17 protein-coding genes are annotated in these 16,989 nt (G+C 38.7%); 4 read left to right on the top strand and 13 right to left on the bottom strand.

The window, feature by feature from the left end:
- Positions 1 to 21: 21 nt before the first annotated feature.
- The 7 genes from cysK to J2Y40_RS17275 all read right to left on the bottom strand — a co-directional run bounded on the left by cysK (position 22) and on the right by J2Y40_RS17275 (position 5,868).
- Entirely contained in the window at positions 22 to 933 is a 912-nt protein-coding gene (gene cysK / locus J2Y40_RS17305) for a cysteine synthase A (protein ID WP_153392372.1), read from the bottom strand.
- Between the two features lie 27 nt (positions 934 to 960).
- Positions 961 to 1,791 carry a serine O-acetyltransferase EpsC gene (gene epsC / locus J2Y40_RS17300; RefSeq protein WP_310000370.1) on the bottom strand — a complete coding sequence of 277 codons (831 nt, stop codon included), beginning with the start codon at positions 1,789 to 1,791 and terminating at the stop codon, positions 961 to 963.
- A 5-nt stretch (positions 1,792 to 1,796) separates the two neighbouring features.
- Positions 1,797 to 3,035, bottom strand: coding sequence for a GTP-binding protein (locus tag J2Y40_RS17295; protein ID WP_310000368.1), 1,239 nt, complete (start codon positions 3,033 to 3,035; stop codon positions 1,797 to 1,799).
- A gap of 104 nt (positions 3,036 to 3,139) precedes the next feature.
- Positions 3,140 to 4,048: a sulfate adenylyltransferase subunit CysD gene (gene cysD, locus J2Y40_RS17290; protein ID WP_310000365.1), complete on the bottom strand. Its 909-nt coding sequence runs from the start codon at positions 4,046 to 4,048 to the stop codon at positions 3,140 to 3,142.
- Between the two features lie 12 nt (positions 4,049 to 4,060).
- On the bottom strand, positions 4,061 to 4,774 hold the full coding sequence (locus J2Y40_RS17285) for a phosphoadenylyl-sulfate reductase (protein WP_310000363.1): 714 nt from the start codon (positions 4,772 to 4,774) through the stop codon (positions 4,061 to 4,063).
- 81 nt (positions 4,775 to 4,855) lie between these two features.
- Complete coding sequence (locus tag J2Y40_RS17280; RefSeq protein ID WP_153392363.1) at positions 4,856 to 5,272, bottom strand: Rrf2 family transcriptional regulator; 417 nt, start codon at positions 5,270 to 5,272, stop codon at positions 4,856 to 4,858.
- 101 nt (positions 5,273 to 5,373) lie between these two features.
- Positions 5,374 to 5,868: a GNAT family N-acetyltransferase gene (locus J2Y40_RS17275; protein WP_310000361.1), complete on the bottom strand. Its 495-nt coding sequence runs from the start codon at positions 5,866 to 5,868 to the stop codon at positions 5,374 to 5,376.
- 137 nt (positions 5,869 to 6,005) lie between these two features.
- On the opposite strand from J2Y40_RS17275, the gene J2Y40_RS17270 reads away from it, so the two are divergent.
- Entirely contained in the window at positions 6,006 to 6,182 is a 177-nt protein-coding gene (locus J2Y40_RS17270) for a hypothetical protein (RefSeq protein ID WP_310000359.1), read from the top strand.
- On the opposite strand, the gene J2Y40_RS17265 is transcribed toward J2Y40_RS17270, so the two are convergent.
- From J2Y40_RS17265 to J2Y40_RS17245, 5 genes are all read right to left on the bottom strand, one after another.
- Positions 6,179 to 7,444 (bottom strand): FAD-dependent oxidoreductase, encoded by a 1,266-nt coding sequence (locus tag J2Y40_RS17265; RefSeq protein WP_310000357.1) that lies wholly within the window; start codon positions 7,442 to 7,444, stop codon positions 6,179 to 6,181. The two genes, J2Y40_RS17270 and J2Y40_RS17265, sit on opposite strands and share 4 nt — an antisense overlap.
- Positions 7,445 to 7,452: 8 nt before the next feature.
- Positions 7,453 to 8,451 (bottom strand): 4-hydroxyproline epimerase, encoded by a 999-nt coding sequence (locus J2Y40_RS17260; RefSeq protein ID WP_310000355.1) that lies wholly within the window; start codon positions 8,449 to 8,451, stop codon positions 7,453 to 7,455.
- Positions 8,448 to 9,938 carry an aldehyde dehydrogenase (NADP(+)) gene (locus J2Y40_RS17255; RefSeq protein ID WP_153392353.1) on the bottom strand — a complete coding sequence of 497 codons (1,491 nt, stop codon included), beginning with the start codon at positions 9,936 to 9,938 and terminating at the stop codon, positions 8,448 to 8,450. Before J2Y40_RS17255 ends, J2Y40_RS17260 begins: the two co-directional genes overlap by 4 nt.
- Before the next feature lie 16 nt (positions 9,939 to 9,954).
- A complete protein-coding gene (locus tag J2Y40_RS17250; RefSeq protein WP_153392350.1) occupies positions 9,955 to 10,860 on the bottom strand; it encodes a dihydrodipicolinate synthase family protein in 906 nt (301 codons plus the stop codon).
- A 92-nt stretch (positions 10,861 to 10,952) separates the two neighbouring features.
- On the bottom strand, positions 10,953 to 11,834 hold the full coding sequence (locus J2Y40_RS17245; RefSeq protein WP_153392348.1) for an AraC family transcriptional regulator: 882 nt from the start codon (positions 11,832 to 11,834) through the stop codon (positions 10,953 to 10,955).
- Between the two features lie 173 nt (positions 11,835 to 12,007).
- On the opposite strand from J2Y40_RS17245, the gene J2Y40_RS17240 reads away from it, so the two are divergent.
- Positions 12,008 to 13,402 (top strand): aminopeptidase P family protein, encoded by a 1,395-nt coding sequence (locus J2Y40_RS17240; RefSeq protein WP_310000353.1) that lies wholly within the window; start codon positions 12,008 to 12,010, stop codon positions 13,400 to 13,402.
- A 14-nt stretch (positions 13,403 to 13,416) separates the two neighbouring features.
- A complete protein-coding gene (locus J2Y40_RS17235; protein ID WP_310000351.1) occupies positions 13,417 to 15,588 on the top strand; it encodes a S9 family peptidase in 2,172 nt (723 codons plus the stop codon).
- 247 nt (positions 15,589 to 15,835) lie between these two features.
- Here J2Y40_RS17235 and J2Y40_RS17230 read toward each other — a convergent pair whose 3' ends face one another.
- Entirely contained in the window at positions 15,836 to 16,174 is a 339-nt protein-coding gene (locus tag J2Y40_RS17230) for a hypothetical protein (RefSeq protein ID WP_310000350.1), read from the bottom strand.
- Positions 16,175 to 16,377: 203 nt separating this feature from the next.
- On the opposite strand from J2Y40_RS17230, the gene J2Y40_RS17225 reads away from it, so the two are divergent.
- Positions 16,378 to 16,983 carry a DNA-3-methyladenine glycosylase gene (locus J2Y40_RS17225; protein WP_310000349.1) on the top strand — a complete coding sequence of 202 codons (606 nt, stop codon included), beginning with the start codon at positions 16,378 to 16,380 and terminating at the stop codon, positions 16,981 to 16,983.
- Positions 16,984 to 16,989: the final 6 nt, after the last annotated feature.

The following is a 16,989-nucleotide window of genomic DNA, read 5'->3' as shown; positions in this document are numbered from 1 at the left end:
AAGTCGATGTTTATTAAGGATTTAGAAGAGCCCTTCTACTGACAGATATCTTTCTCCGGTATCGTAGTTGATGGTAAGAATTTTAGCGTTAGATGGTATTTCCGGTAAATGTTTTGCAATGGCTGCCAAAGCTGCTCCTGTAGAAACGCCTACAAACAGACCTTCTTTTTTTGCTGCATTGATAGCATATTCATAAGCTTCGTCCTTGCCTACTGTAATGACTCCGTCCAAAAGAGTGATATCCAGAATGGAAGGTACAAATCCTGCTCCCAAGCCCTGTAATGGATGGGGTGCGGGGCTTCCTCCGCTTAATACTGGAGATAATTCCGGTTCTACAGCCAATACTTTAACATTCGGAAATTTTTCTTTGACCACTTTTGCGATTCCGGTGATATGCCCTCCGGTTCCTACGCCTGTGATAATATAATCAAGGCCGTCCGGAAAATCATTTAAGATTTCCTGTGCAGTAGTTTCGGTGTGTACTTTTACGTTGGCAGGGTTGTCAAACTGTCTCGGAATCCATGAATTGGGTGTTTCTTCTGATAATTCATTTGCTTTTTCAATAGCCCCTTTCATTCCTTTTTCTCTTGGAGTTAACACGAATTCAGCCCCATATGCTTCCATAATTTTACGGCGTTCTATGCTCATGCTTTCCGGCATTACCAGAATAAGCTTGTATCCTTTTACAGCAGCAACCAATGCCAGGCCTATTCCTGTATTTCCGCTTGTAGGCTCTATAATGGTGCTGTCTTTATTTAATAACCCTCTGGCTTCTGCGTCTTCAATCATTGCCAATGCAATTCTGTCTTTAATGCTTCCGCCCGGGTTGTTTTTTTCTAATTTGATCCAGATTTCATGGTCTGAACTGAATAATTTATTGATTTTTACGACAGGTGTGTCTCCAATCGTTTCTAAGGTATTCTGAAATTTCATATCAATATAATTTTTATCTTTTTTGTTTTAGATCACAAAGGTTAATGATTCCGGTAATGAACTGTTATCCTTTATTTTTATTTCACTTTTATGATAGACCAGAGAGTTGGCCGGTACATCCTGGGTAACCCAAACATTTCCTCCGATGATACTCTCTCTGCCTATGGTTGTATTTCCTCCTAAAATGGTTGCTCCTGAATAAATAATCACACCATCTTCAATATTGGGATGCCTTTTCTGGTTGGCTTTTTCTTTGGAGACATTCAACGCTCCCAGGGTTACTCCCTGATAGATTTTGACATTGTTTCCAATCACTGTAGTTTCTCCTATAACAATTCCGGTTCCGTGATCAATGAAAAACGACTTTCCGATTATGGCTCCGGGGTGAATATCAATTCCTGTTTTGCTATGGGCATATTCTGAAATCACACGAGGTACTATTTTTACATCCTGGCTCCAAAGCTGGTGCGAAATACGATAGACATAAGTGGCAAAAAAGCCGGGATACGCCAGGTATACTTCTTCCAGAGAATCTGCCGCAGGATCAAATTCCAAAATAGATTTTGCATCCAGAACCAACTGATTATACAATTCAGGCAACGCTTCAAAAAATTGATGAATGTGGACTTCAGTATCGTCTTTACTCTCTGTTACCGAATGAATTAAATCAAAAAGTGTTTCCTGCAATGCCTCAAAATTTCTTTTCAGCTGATCTTCAGAATTGTCTTTTTGGGGAAGAAAAAGAGCTTCATAAAGATCTTTAACCCATCTTTTCGTTCTTATTTTATCAAAGAATCCATGCATGTTATTTTGTTTAGCCTGATGAATTCTTGTCATTAAATGATTGGAAATTGCCATTGTTTCTATTGAATTATACAGGCTGCAACAGTTGAATTAGAAGTTTCATCTACCAAAATTGCAGACCCTGTTGTTTTATTATGGATAAAGCTGTCATAAACCAAAGGTTGTGCCGTTCGCAAGGTCACTTTTACAATTTCATTAAGTTTAATTTCATCTTCGGCCTGCTCCCGGTTAAGCGTATTCACATCCATCTTATAATCCACATTTTTCACAATAGCTTTTACGAGTCTGCTATTCTGTTGTAACAGGTATTTATTGCCGGGTTGCAGCGGTTTTTGGTCAAGCCAGCATAAGAGAACTTCCACATCCTTTTCAACTTCCGGAAGATGTTCTCCTACAGCAAACAGATCTCCTCTGCTGATATCCAGATCATGAACCGTATGAATAACGGCAGGCTGGCCTTCAAATGCTTCCTCTTTTTCTACTCCGTTGATTTCAATTTTAGAAATTTCAGTCGTTAAACCTGCCGGAAGAACTACCATCGTATCTCCTTTTTTAAATTTCCCGCTGAGTATCTGCCCGGCATATCCTCTGTAATCATGCAGCTCTTCTGTCTGGGGACGGATCACATACTGAACCTGAAAACGACTTCCGGTATTATTTTTCTCATTCAATGTTACCTGTTCCAGATATTCTAAAAGGGAACTTCCTTCATACCAGTCTGTTCTTGATGATTTTGAAACAATATTATCTCCTTTCAACGCTGAAATCGGAAAATAGGTGACGTCATTCAATCCCAGGTTTTCTGCAATAGTAGAATAATCTGATTTTATGGTTTCAAAAACCTCTTCTGAATAATCTACCATATCCATTTTATTAATAGCTACGGCTACTTTTTTCAACTGTAATAATGAGGCGATGATAGAGTGTCTTCTTGTCTGTTCGATAACTCCTTTTCTGGCATCGATCAGGATCACCATCAGCTCGGAATTGGATGCTCCGGTAATCATATTTCGGGTATATTGCACATGTCCCGGAGCGTCTGCAATGATAAATTTTCTTTTTGGAGTTGAAAAATAGCGGTACGCCACATCTATCGTGATGCCCTGCTCTCTTTCTGCCCGCAGTCCGTCTGTTAACAGTGCAAGGTCTACCCCGTCTTCATTTTTGTTTTTAGAATGTTTTTCAAGCACTTCCAGCTGATCCTGTAAAATACTTTTGCTATCGTAAAGCAGTCTGCCGATAAGGGTACTTTTCCCGTCATCTACACTTCCTGCTGTTATAAATCTTAATATGTCCATGGGTTGTAATTATAAGTAATGAGTAATGGGCAATGGGTAATATTGCGGTGAGAATAAGTAAAAGCTGCCCATTCCATTACTTATTATTCATTGCTGACTGCTTATTAAAAGTAGCCTCCTTTTTTGCGGTCTTCCATTGCTGCTTCAGTTACTCTGTCATCAATACGGGTTTCTCCGCGTTCTGAGATTCTTGTGGCCGCAATTTCTTCTATTACAGCGTCTATCGTTTCTGCATTTGATTCTACTGCCGCGGTACAGGTCATGTCTCCTACTGTTCTGTAGCGTATTTTTTTGGTAGTGACAATATCATCGGATTCTAAAAAAACATGTTCCGAATTAGCCAGCCATTGTCCGTTAAAGTCTACGACTTCCCGTTCATGCGAAAAATATATAGAAGGCAATGCGATTTTTTCTCTGCGGATATAGTTCCAGATGTCAAGTTCGGTCCAGTTGCTGATCGGGAAAATTCTTACATTTTCTCCTTTGTGAATTTTTCCGTTAAAAATATTCCACAATTCAGGACGCTGAAGTTTGGGATCCCATTGTCCGAATTCATCACGAACAGAAAATATTCTTTCCTTGGCACGGGCTTTTTCTTCATCTCTTCTTGCTCCTCCGATGCAGGCATCCAATTCAAATTCCTCTATCGTATCCAGTAAAGTATAGGTTTGCAGCCAGTTTCTGCTTGGAAATTTGCCCTTAGCTTCAGTCAGCTTTTTACTTTTTATGGTATCTTCAACCTTTCTTGCGACTAGGTCGACATTCAACTGACGAACGAGTTGATCCCGAAATTTCAAAACCTCCGGAAAATTATGTCCGGTATCTACATGAACGAAGAGAAACGGTATTTTCCCGTGAATGAATGCTTTTCTTGCCAGGTGAGCCAGTACAATACTGTCTTTTCCTCCACTGAATAACAGCGCCGGACGTTCAAACTGCCCCGCAACCTCTCTTAATATATAGATAGATTCGGACTCCAGCTGATCTAAATAGTTTAATTGATGTATTGACATTTCTTTATTTTTTTATTGATGAATATGCAGCCCGCATTCTTTTTTATTGGCGTCTTCCCACCACCAGCGGCCCGCTCTGAAATCTTCTCCTTCTTTAATAGCTCTGGTACAGGGCTCACATCCGATACTTACAAATCCTTTTTTGTGTAACTGGTTGTAGGGTAAATGATGGGCTTTAACATAATCTGCTACCTGCTCAGAAGTCCAGTGAAGAAGGGGATGAAACTTGATGATCTTATTATCAGGATCCCATTCCAGTTGTGGCATATTTTGACGGTTGGCAGAATGTTCCGACCTAAGACCTGTGATCCAGATTTCATATCCGGCCAATGCTTTTTTCAAAGGATGTACTTTACGAATGGTACAACAGGCTTTCCTCTTTTCTACAGATTGATAAAATGAATCTGGTCCGTTTTCTGATATGAATTGTTTTAATTCTTCGGTATCCGGATAATACGCTTTAATATTTTTTTTGAAAAAGGCTCTTGTGTTCGTCCAGGTTTCATAGGTTTGTTCAAAAAGTCTTCCTGTATCCAACGTAAATATTTCAATATTCAGATCCTTTATCAGATGAGTGATGACCTGATCTTCATAACTAAAGCTTGTAGAAAAGATGATCTTACCCTGAAATCTATCTGCCAATATCTGTAATCCTTTATCCTGAAGTAAGCCTCCAGAAGCCTCTTCCTGTAGTTGATCAAATTTATTTTTCAGATTGTTTTCCATATCCAATTAAAATTAAGTCCTGCAAATATATATAAAATTCTACAACTCCTATCAAATTAGTAGAGTTTAGGTAAAAAAAATTTAATCTTTGTTGATAAACTTAGTCAGAGTGGCTTCCATCATGCTTTTTCTGGTCTTTTCCCGAACGATAATCAACTCCTTTCTAAGGTAGCAGACTGCTTCATCTACACAATCATCACAGGCTTCATAAAAATTTAAAGAAACGCAGGGTGTAAGGGCAATCGGTCCGTCAAAAATGCGGTAAATATCTGCTAATGAGACTTCATCGGGAGATTTTAAGAGATAATACCCCCCTACTTTACCTTGTTTACTATTGACCAGTTTAGCTCTTTTAAGTTCCAGAAGGATTTGTTCTAAAAATTTTTTGGGAATGTTTTCGTCCTGTGCAATAACGGAAGTGGGCAGAAAGCCTTGATTGTAATTTCTTGCTAATCTGACCATTGCTTTTAGTGCGTATTTGCAGCGTTTCGACATCATAATTCCTGCAAGTTATAACAAATTATCTGATAAATGAAATATAGAACCTGGAATGAGGTTATTGCTTTATTTCTAAACCTATTAGGTTGATGTTCTCCAATTTAATGATTCTGCAATAGAAAATAAGCCAGTTCTTCCTCCTCCCGGACCAGATTTTCTATTCTTTTGAATCCGTTTTTCAGAAGTACTTTTTGTGATCCGGCATTTTCCAGATCGGTAACAGCAACAATTTCTTTAGTATCGTTCAATGAGCGGCAATAGTCAACCAATGCCTGGCATACCTGAGTTCCAAGACCTTTCCCCCAATAGTTTTCACCCAGTGTGTACCCTATTTCTACCTGATCCGGATTATGGAAAAAAGTTCTGGCCAGGCACATTCCGACAAAATCATTATTTTCTGCATGAAATATTCCCCATCTGCTGAAAGGACTGTTCTGGTAATCTGATAATGCCTTATCAAACATTTCTTTATATTCTTCCGGGGTTTTATAGGGAAGATAGCGGGTCACATTTTCATTTTCGAAGAGTTTACTGAACAAAATAAACTCCTGAGGGGTAAATTCACGGATGATAATCGTCTCGTTTTTATAATACATAAGAATAGAATCTCGTACTGGTTAATGATTAAATAAAAGTACGTAAATAAACTAAGAAAGGTTCACTTCATGAGATAATATTCAAAATAAAAACTGGATTTAATTAACCTGAATTCTTAAATATAAAAGGTTGGAAGATGGAAGAAGGAGGCTGGAAGTTACTTTTAGTTATAGATACTGAAAATCTCTGTAAAATCAAATTAGCTAAAAAAGATGGCAATCTATTATTGATGACCTTCAGAACCTCCATCTCCCTGCTTCCAAGCTCTATAAATCAAAAATTCTTATCCCGAACTGTGGTTAATTTATATTAATTGAAACGTTCAGGATTAAAAATATGAATGTCTGCTGTTGGTTTTTGTTCGTTGGCAATTTCAGAAACTGTTTTTCCAAAAACGGGTCCAAGGCTCAATCCCATCATTCCGCCACCGCCAGCAATGATTAGATTTTTCAATCGGGAAGATTCTCCCAAGTATGGAAGCCCATCCGGTGCGCAAGGTCTGTAGCCAAACCATATTTCAGATTCTTTGGGCATTTTTACTTGAAAATCAGGTAAATATTTTGGAATAGACTGAATGATCCCTTCTACCCTTTTCATATTTATTTTATCATGATGGGAAGCCAGCTCCATAGTCCCGCCAAAACGAATTTGTCCATCCATGGGCGTAACAGCTACTCTTGCTTCCAATAATAATGCAGCATGCTCTATTTGGCTGAGCGGATTTTCAGGACGGTGCATCAATGAATAGCCCTTTCCTGGCATCAATTGAATTTTAATACCTGCTTTTTGGGCGAGTTCGGGTAAAAATGAACCTCCTGTCATAACAAACCGATCTGCTGTAAATTTTTGATCATTGGCGATGACCGCCTTAATATAGTTTCCGGAAGTCTCAAACCCTTTTACCTGATGATGAGTATGGAAGATGACTCCATTATTTTTAAGATAAGCGATCATTTGTTGCATCAGTTTCATGGGGTTCATATGCCCGTCGCATTTATAGTTGATGCCCCCAATGACATCGAGTTGGGTATTGGGTTCCAGCGCTTGAATTCCTGCTTTATCCAGAATATCAACACGTAAGCCCATACTGATGGCTTTATGGGCAAGCTCTGTTTCTTCCTGTGCTACTTTCTCCGTTTTATAGAGCATCAGAATACCGTTTTGATTCAGTTCAAAATCAAACCCATCCTTTTGGGCAATTTCATTATAAAGTATGCTGCTTGCCAGGTTGAGATCCCTGATTGCGGATGCTGAACGATCTACATGGCTTTGATTGGAATGTTTTAAAAATTTCAATCCCCAGGAGATGAGTCTCGAATTAAGTGAAGGTTTTACATAAAACGGACTTTTACTGTCAAACATCCAGCGTATTCCCTGAGCTACCACTCCCGGAGCGGCCAATGGCGTAAAATGACTGGGTACGATCATCCCGGCATTGCCATAGGAACAATTGTTGGTAAGATCATTCTGCTCCAGAATTTCTACTTCCCAGCCTTTCTGCAAAAGATAATATGCTGAGCTTAATCCTGCTATTCCTGCACCAATGATAAGTGCTTTTCCTTTATTCTGTGTCATACGTTTGTTTACATAACCTGAAATCCCTGCCAGTAAGGATCTTCATCGTCAATAATAATCTGATTATAACCGGTAATTCTTGCCCAGCCTTCTACTGAAGGAATAATGGCAGGTTTTCCGCCAACACTGGCTGTTCCTTCAATTCTTCCGATAAACTGCGAACCGATATAGCTTTCATGAATGAATGTTTCCCCTTCTTTTAATTTTCCTTTAGTATACCATTGAGCCATTCTTGCGGAAGTTCCTGTTCCACATGGTGAACGATCCAGAGCATTCTCACCTACTAACACGGCATTTCGACCACTGGCTTCAGGATCTTTTGGATTACCAGTCCATTGAATATGGCTTAATCCGGTAATATGTTCGTTTTCAGGATGAATAAATTGATATTGATCATTGAGTAATTTTCTGATGAGCTTCCCATAGTGAATCAGCTGGCTGGCTGTAAAATCAGAAATATCTCTGAAATTTTCCTGAGGATCTATAATGGCATAAAAGTTTCCGCCATAAGCTACATCCGCTTTTATTAATCCCAGATCCGGACACTCAACTTCAAGGTTTTCAGCATACAGAAAGGATTTTACATTGGTCAGTTTTACAGATTTTACTTTTTTTCCTTCCTGCACATAATCTATAAGAATAATTCCTGCCGGTGTCTCAAGGCGCAGCTTCCCGGGAATTTTGGGTACAACCAGGCCTTCTTCTATGGCAATAGTAACTGTTCCGATGGTTCCGTGTCCGCACATGGGAAGACATCCACTGGTTTCAATATATAAAACTCCGATATCATTTTCTTCGTCAATAGGCGGATACAAAATACTTCCACTCATCATATCATGACCACGGGGTTCAAACATGAGTCCTTTGCGGATCCAGTCGTATTCCTTCATAAAATGAAGCCGGCGCTCCATCATGGAATTTCCTTTTAAAATAGGCCCGCCTCCCGCCACAAGACGTACAGGGCAGCCACAAGTATGAGAATCTATACAAAAAAATGTTCTGTTCATGTTGTTTGCAATTTTAATGATCCTGAATGAATTTCACCATCCACTATTCTGCTGATCTGCAATGGATTCTCATTCTTCAGTTCTTCCGGCAGAAATTCACCCGGCCAGTTCTGGAAGGTGATGGGACGAACGAAGCGTTTGACTGCATCTGGTCCTACAGAGGTAAAACGAACATCTGTTGTAGACGGAAAAGGCCCTCCATGCTGCATGGCATATACTACTTCTACTCCTGTAGGCATCCCGTTGAATAATAATCTGCCACATTTGTCTTTTAAAAGGTTGATCAGATTCATATTTTCATGGAGATCTTCATGAGTGGCTGCTATGGTAATGGTTAATTGTCCTTTCAGCTGTTGAGCAATCTCTGTCATTTCTTCCCGTGTTTCACAAGTCACAATGATTCCAAAAGGTCCGAAGATTTCTTCGCTTAATATCTTATTATGAATAAAGTTTTTAGCATTGGTTTCTATAACAATAGCACGTCCCTTCCATTCATCAATTTCTGTATCTACTGATGCAATAATATTTACTTCAGGTTGTTCCACTGCAAGGGTTTTATGCTTTTCAAAAGTTTCAAATATTCCTTTGTGAAGCATATTGGAAGGAATAATTTCTTTAATTTCATTTTTCAATGCAGTGATAAAGCGGTCAAGGGATTTTCCTTTAAGCGCAATAAACACTCCCGGGTTGGTACAGAATTGTCCTACTCCTAGTGTTAAAGAAGCAATATATTCTTTTGCCAGTGCTTCAGCTTTGTTTTCAAGTAGATGCGACATCGCAAATATGGGGTTGATGCTTCCCATTTCTGCAAATACCGGAATAGGGTTTTCACGACGGCTAGCCAAATCAAATAAAGCTTTTCCTCCATTGAATGAGCCGGTAAATGCTACAGCATGGATGTCTTTATGCTGAACCAGATAAGCTCCTACATCATTGGAAACTCCGATAATATGGCTAAAGATCCCCTCCGGCCATCCGAATGCTGCTACAACAGCCGTAATAGCATCAGCCATCATTTGTGAAGTCTTAGCATGTGCCGGGTGGGCTTTTATAATCACAGGACATCCTGCTCCAATAGCACTCGCTGTATCACCTCCCGCCGTAGAAAATGCAAAAGGAAAGTTACTGGCACCAAAAACAACCACAGGTCCTATACCTACATTATATTTTCTGAGGTCTCCTTTTTGTTTGTCGGGTTGTGCAAGGTCAATTCTTGGTTCAGTGTATATTCCTGTGGCTACAGCTTTTGCATAACTTCTCCATTGTCCTGTTGTTCTGGCTTTTTCACCGGTAAGTCTTGCTAAAGGTAATGATGTTTCAGCATGTGCTGTTGTCAGAAGTTCTTCTCCTAAAGCTTCAATCTGATCGGCAACAGCATTCATAAATTCAGATCGTTCTTTTATATTTGTATTTTTCAGAAACTGATATGCCTCGGCAGCCATCTGAATTCTCCTATCCATATTTTCTTTTGATGTTTCTTCCATCATCGCTTTATTTTTGGTGTTAGTCTAATATTGGGCGGTTGGCTCTGCCTTGCTCAATGATCTCTTTAATTCTTACAGCCTCTTCTCCTTGTAGTTCCAAGCGCGGTGCCCGTACATAAGGACTGCTTATTCCTTCTGAAGTGGCGGCCAGTTTAATATACTGAATAAGTTTGGGATGAATATCCAGCTCCAGCAAAGGCATAAACCATCTGTAGATGGCTACAGCTTTTTCATATTCCCCTGCTTTAACATAATTGTACATAGCCATTGTTTCATTAGGAAAAGCATCTACAAGCCCTGCTACTAGGCCATCTGCTCCAAGCATCAATGTTTCCAGACAAATCGTATCCACACCTCCGAGGATTTTGATCCTTTTGCCAAAACGGTTAATCATTCTGGTTACATTCGCAAGATCTCTTGTAGATTCTTTAACAGCCTGAATGGTTGGGTATTCAATAAGCTCCTCAAACATTTCAATAGTAACATATATTCCGTAATCTACAGGATTATTGTAAATGAGGATAGGAAGATCTGTAGCAGTAGCCACAGCTTTAAAATATTCTACTACTTCACGGCTGTCTGCTTTATAGCGCATCGGTGGGAGCAGCATGAGGCCATCTGCACCTAATTCTTTTGCTTTTTGAGCGAAATATATTGCATTTTTGGTTGTATTTTCAGAAAGATTAAGAATGACAGGAATTCTTCCTTGGGTAATCTTTTTTGCGTATTTCAGCAGCTCAAATTTTTCTTCCGTTTCTAAAACGCTGGCTTCTCCCAGTGTTCCTGCAAGAATAATTCCGTGAACGCCAGATTTAATCTGGGCTTCTGTATTAAGGGCAAACATTTCAAAGTCTATCTCCCCTTCTTTTGTAAAAGGAGTTAATACAGCAGGATAAATACCTTCCCAGTTTAGTTTTGTACTCATATCAAATAATATTTATCCAAAACTAGTAGAATTTCAAAACGGTAAATGTTAATATTTTAATAGATTCTAACCATATTTTAACAGGTGGTTTTTTATTGCTCTATTGTAGCCTCTTTGTAATGTTTCAGATATTCTTTAGGTGAATATTTCATAATGGACTTGAAGACCCGGTTAAAATTGGTAAGGCTATTGAACCCGCTGTTAAAGGCAACAGAAGAAATACTGTACATATTGCTGGCTGTCAATAGTCTGCAGGCCCGCTGTACACGGAGTTCATTAAGATACTCAATATAAGTTATTCCGGTTCTTTTTTTAAAGGACCTGCAAAACGCCTGAGGGGTCATACAGGCTTCTTTGGCGATACTGTCAAGAGTGAGTTTAGTTTGGGCAAAATTTTTCTTGATAAAGGTCTGGGCATCAATAATCCTTTTGTCGGTATCGGAAATATGATCAGGTAATTTTTTCTCTGAAGATAAAGGAATATGCAAATACCTGTTTTGCATAAGGTGGTTTAAAATCCTGATGAAATCTATAATCTGATCTACTCCTTTTGCTTTTTGTAATGCCGCAATGCTTTCCCCAATACTTATTTTTAGTTTGGAAGCTACCTGGAAGCCTACTTTTGAATGATCTATAAAGCTTTTAAGTTCTCCAAATTCTGGTAAGTCGAAAAATCCGGATATCTTTTTATGAGGGTCAAAAAAAATAGAAATGGAATGAACCTTTTGTTTTTCATTTTTATCAAAATCACCTCGGAAAACATGCGATTGATTGGCACCCAGATAGAAAATATCACCGGCTTCAAAATTGAAAAGGTTTTGTTCTATAGCCAGTGTTCCATGTCCTTTAAGGATCCACATGATCTGAGTTTCCGTATGACGATGGAAATAAGGGTAGAAATTAGGCATCATATCTTCCTGGATGCGAATGCTTTTATTGGTATCGGCAGGTACAGAAAACTGGAGACTTTTCATAAGATCAGCACTTTATATGAGCAGGTTAAAATATTGCCGAATTTAAGCAAAATATGAACATTGAATATCATATTAAAATCCAAACTTTACATATCCTTTATTTTACCGAATAAAGAGATGCAAATAGTACAAAGTCGTAACTTTAAAGCTTTAAATAAAAAAGTAATTATCATATGTTTTCAGTACAAACTTATCAAGATAGAAGAGCTGTATTACAAAGCAGTGTTGCCAACGGAATTTTATTATTCCTGGGAAATATAGAGAATCCCGTAAACTTTGAACACAATCCATATTATTTCCGTCAGGACAGCACTTTCTTATATTATTTCGGGATTCAGGAACCCAGGATTGCGGCTATTATTGATATTGATGAAAATAAGACTATCGTTTTCGGAGATGAATTAAGTATTGATGATATTGTATGGATGGGCAGACAGGAAACCCTGAAAGAAAAAAGCCTGAAATCAGGAGTACAGGAAACTTTACCTTACGCCCAGCTTTCTCAATATCTTCTAAAAGCACAAAACTCCGGCAGAAAAGTACACTATCTGCCTCCCTATCAGTCTTCCAACAAAATTTTGTTAGTGGATCTTCTTGACATTAAAATAGGAGAACTGCGGCCTTCTGTAGAGATGATTAAGGCAATTGTAAAGCAGCGTTCTGTAAAAGAGCCTCAGGAAATAGTACAGATAGAACAGGCAGTAAATGTATCCAATGAAATGCATCTGTTAGCCATGCGTATTGCCAGACCGGGTGTTAAAGAATATGAAATAGCCAATGCCATTCAATATCTTGCAGCCAATAAGGAATGCCAGATGTCTTATCCTCCTATTGTCACCATAAACGGAGGCATACTTCATAATCATTACCGTCTTAATACCCTGAAAGAAGGAGATCTTTTCCTGAATGATTCCGGTGCTGAAACCGCGATGGGATATGCCGGTGATCTTACAAGAACATTCCCTGTAAGCAATACTTTTACTACAAAACAAAAGGAAATGTATGAAGTGGTTTTGAATGCTTTTAATAACGCTCAGCATCTTCTGAAACCGGGTGTCAGATTCAAGGACATTCATCTGAAAGCTTCCCAGCATCTGGTAGAAGGACTTATTGACTTAGGATTAATGAAAGGGGATCCTGAAGAAGCTGTGAAAAATCATGCCCATACCCTATTTTTCCAATGTGGATTGGGGCATATGATGGGGCTTGATGTGCATGATATGGAAGATCTTGGTGAACAATATATCGGCTATACTGAGGAAGAGCCAAAGGATACCAAAACATTCGGACTTAAATCCTTACGCTTGGGTAAAGAATTAGATTCTGGATTTGTAGTAACGGTTGAACCTGGTATTTATATGATTCCTGAACTGATTGATATCTGGCAGTCCGAAAATAAAAATGCCGCTTTTATCAATTATGATAAAGTGAATGAATACCGAAATTTCGGAGGAATCCGTGTAGAAGACGATTTCCTGATTACTGATGACGGATACAAACTTTTGGGGAACGGACTGATTAAAACCGTTGAAGAAATTGAAAATTACAGAACAGAACATTTAGCGTAATTCAAATATCATCTATGAAAAACATAAAAAAACTAACCGTCATTGCATTCTATTTCCTGTGTCTGTCTCCGTTGGCTGCACAAAAGCCCCAATGGACTCCTGATGGCAATGCTTATTATTCATTTACTAAAAATGGCGTTGAAATCGTTGATGTCCTGAATTCAGGAAAAGACCAGACTTTTTTAAGCAATACGGAGTTAATTCCTTCGGGAAGCTCTGCCGCGTTAGAAGTACAAAGTTTTCAGGTATCTCCCGATGGTAAAAGTTTACTGCTCTTTACCAATACTAAGAAAGTATGGAGAGATAATACGAGAGGTGACTACTGGATCTTCGACAAGAATAATAAAAAACTTACCCAACTGGGGAAAAGCCTGCCCGCTTCATCATTGATGTTTGCCAAGTTTTCTCCGGATGGTAAAAAAGCAGCTTATGTATCTAAGCATAATATTTATATTGAAGACCTTTCAAACAACCAGATTACGAAGATTACCACTGATGGTACAGACAGAATGATCAACGGTACTTTTGACTGGGCCTATGAAGAGGAATTTGGTACGCAGGATGGTTTCAGATGGTCTCCGGACGGAAGCAAAATTGCTTACTGGAAACTGGATGCAAGAGATACTAAGAATTTCCTGATGATCAATAATACAGACAGCCTGTATTCTTTTACCGTTCCTGTAGAATATCCGAAAGTAGGCGAAAACCCTTCCGGATGCAGCATCTGGTTCTATGATCTGGCTTCAAAATCTTCAAAGAAAGCAGATATAGCAGGCGATGAAATTCAAAACTATATCCCGAGAATGGAATGGGTTCTGGACTCAAAATCTGTTATTTTGCAGCAATTGAACAGAAAGCAGAATCAAAGCAAGATTATCGTGGCAGATGCCAATTCCGGAACAAGCAGAACCATTCACACAGAAACAGATCCTGCCTGGATTGACATCAAATCCCGGTGGAACGACAACGATCCGAGTGGCTGGGACTGGATTGATAACGGAAAAGAATTTCTATGGCTTTCTGAAAAGGACGGCTGGAGACATATTTATAAAATAGACATGAACGGTAAGGAAACACTGATTACCAAAGATAATTTCGATGTGATAAAGCCTGAGTTTTTTGATGTCCCGAACAAATTGATCTACTTCTTAGCTTCTCCCGATAATGCAACGCAGAAATATTTGTATAAAGTAAGCATGAAAGGTGGAAAAGCAGAAAGAATTACCCCGGGAACCTATTCAGGCTCTAATCAATATACAATATCACCTAACGGGAAAATCGCGGTGTTTAATAATACCAGTGTTAATGCCCGTTCAGCAGGTGCTGTTGTATCATTACCGGATCATAAAGAGCTTGTTGCTCCCAAAAGATCAGCAAAAGCAGATCCTGCAAAACCCAGAGCAGAATTTTTCCAGATTACCACACAGGATGGGGTTACTATGGACGGATGGGTGGTAAAACCTAAAAACTTTGATCCTAATAAAAAATACCCTATTGTTTTTACTGTCTATGGAGAACCGGGATCACAAACCGTAACCGATAATTTCTACACCGGCTGGAATTATTTATATACAGGCGATATGGCTGAAGACGGCTACCTGTATGTTTCCCTTGAAAACCGCGGTACCCCCGCTCCAAAAGGACGTGAATGGAGAAAATCTGTTTATCGTAAAATAGGACAGCTTAATATCCGTGATCAGGCAATGGGTGCAAAAGCCCTATTTGCAAAATGGCCATATACAGATACTTCAAGGGTTGCTGTTTGGGGCTGGAGCGGCGGAGGTTCTTCCACATTAAACCTTTTGGGACAGTATCCCGATATTTATCAGACGGGAATCGCGATTGCTCCGGTAGCCAATCAACTGTTCTATGACAATATCTATCAGGAACGGTATATGGGACTTCCACAGGAAAACAGGGAAGATTTTGTTAATGGTTCCCCATTGGCTTATGCTAAAAATCTAAAAGGAAATCTTTTATTGGTTCACGGAACAGGCGATGACAATGTGCATTACCAAAATACGGAAGTATACATTAATGAACTGGTAAAATATAATAAACAGTTCCAGCTGATGTCTTACCCTAACCGTACACATTCTATTGATGAAGGAGAAGGAACATCATTGCACTTAGCAACCCTGTTTACAAAATATCTGAAAGAACATTGTCCTCCGGGAGGAAGATAACCCATGAAAAATCCCACATTGTTGTGGGATTTTTTATTTAACCTAAGTTTGGATTAAGGAGTTTAAGGCTGAAAGTTATTTTTAGTTATATTATTGATAGTTACCATAAAATTTTAATATCACAAAAAGAATAAAACAGATCAACCGTTATTCTTGATGGCTTCCATAACTTCCCTTTTCCAGCTCCCAGCTTCAAACCTCCATCAATCACACATTCTTATCCCGAACTGACGTTATTTAAACCTGCTTATTTTCTTTTAAATACAATCGTCCAGATTACGTGAAAAGGTTCTCCCCTATACTTATCTGTATCCCGCATAACAATTTTCATTGTTGTTTTGTCTAATTGAGCGATTTCAAATTTTCTTTCATAATTGCCGCCATCAAATAAAGATAAAAGCTTATCATCATTAGGGTCTAATGAATACGAAAAATAAAGTTGTCCGCCATCAATAATAGAACCATCCGCATTAAACTGCATAATATCTTTACTGCCGTATTTGGAATTATTCTGAACCGTTCGTTTTCCGTTTGCTTCAATTCCTTCAGCTTTTGAAAGTACAGGCTGCCATTTTCCAACAATCATTTTTTGATAAGATTGCTGATAAGGAATATTGAATGATAGTGCCGTCAAACAAAAAACACATAGAAACAGGATGAGCGTAAAGGGTTTTATCATATTTTAGAATATCAATAACTAATATTCAAATGTAGCAACAAATCTGTTTGATTGTGAAAAATTGTTTTTATATCTTTAATTTTGATCTGTACATTCATAAAACCATTGATTTGAAACTACCACTCTCCTATTATGCTAATCAAGATGTGCTTTTTCTGGCTCAGAATCTATTGGGAAAAGTTCTTTTTACAGAAATTAATGGTGAAATAACAGCCGGAATTATTGTAGAAACTGAAGCCTATTTTGGCACGAAGGATAAAGCTTCCCATGCTTATGGCGGCAGAAGAACAGACCGTACCGAAACTTTATACAGCCCTGGCGGTGTTTCTTATGTCTATTTATGTTATGGAATTCATCATCTTTTTAATGTGGTAACCTCTGTGGAAAATGATCCCCATGCAGTTCTGATCAGGGCTGTTGAGCCGTTGATAGGTAAGGAAATCATGGAATTCAGACGGAATATACCTGCTGCTAAAACCGCTATTTCTTCGGGACCGGGATCCGCAGCTAAGGCTTTAGGCATTGATAAATCCTTTAATAAAAAAGATCTGGACGGAAATGAAATCTGGATTGAAGATCATGGTATTATATATCATCCTGATGAAATCATAGCAGATCCCCGCATAGGAGTTGCGTACGCTCAGGAAGATGCGCTCTTGCCATGGCGCTTTTTTGTGAAGAATAACAAATATGTAAGCAAACCGAACAAAATATAAACTTGA

The organism is Chryseobacterium sp. 2987, from assembly GCF_031456375.1.
GTDB lineage: Bacteria > Bacteroidota > Bacteroidia > Flavobacteriales > Weeksellaceae > Chryseobacterium > Chryseobacterium vaccae.
The sequence above is the reverse complement of the archived record's forward strand: the minus strand, read 5'-3'. Positions and strand labels throughout refer to the sequence as shown.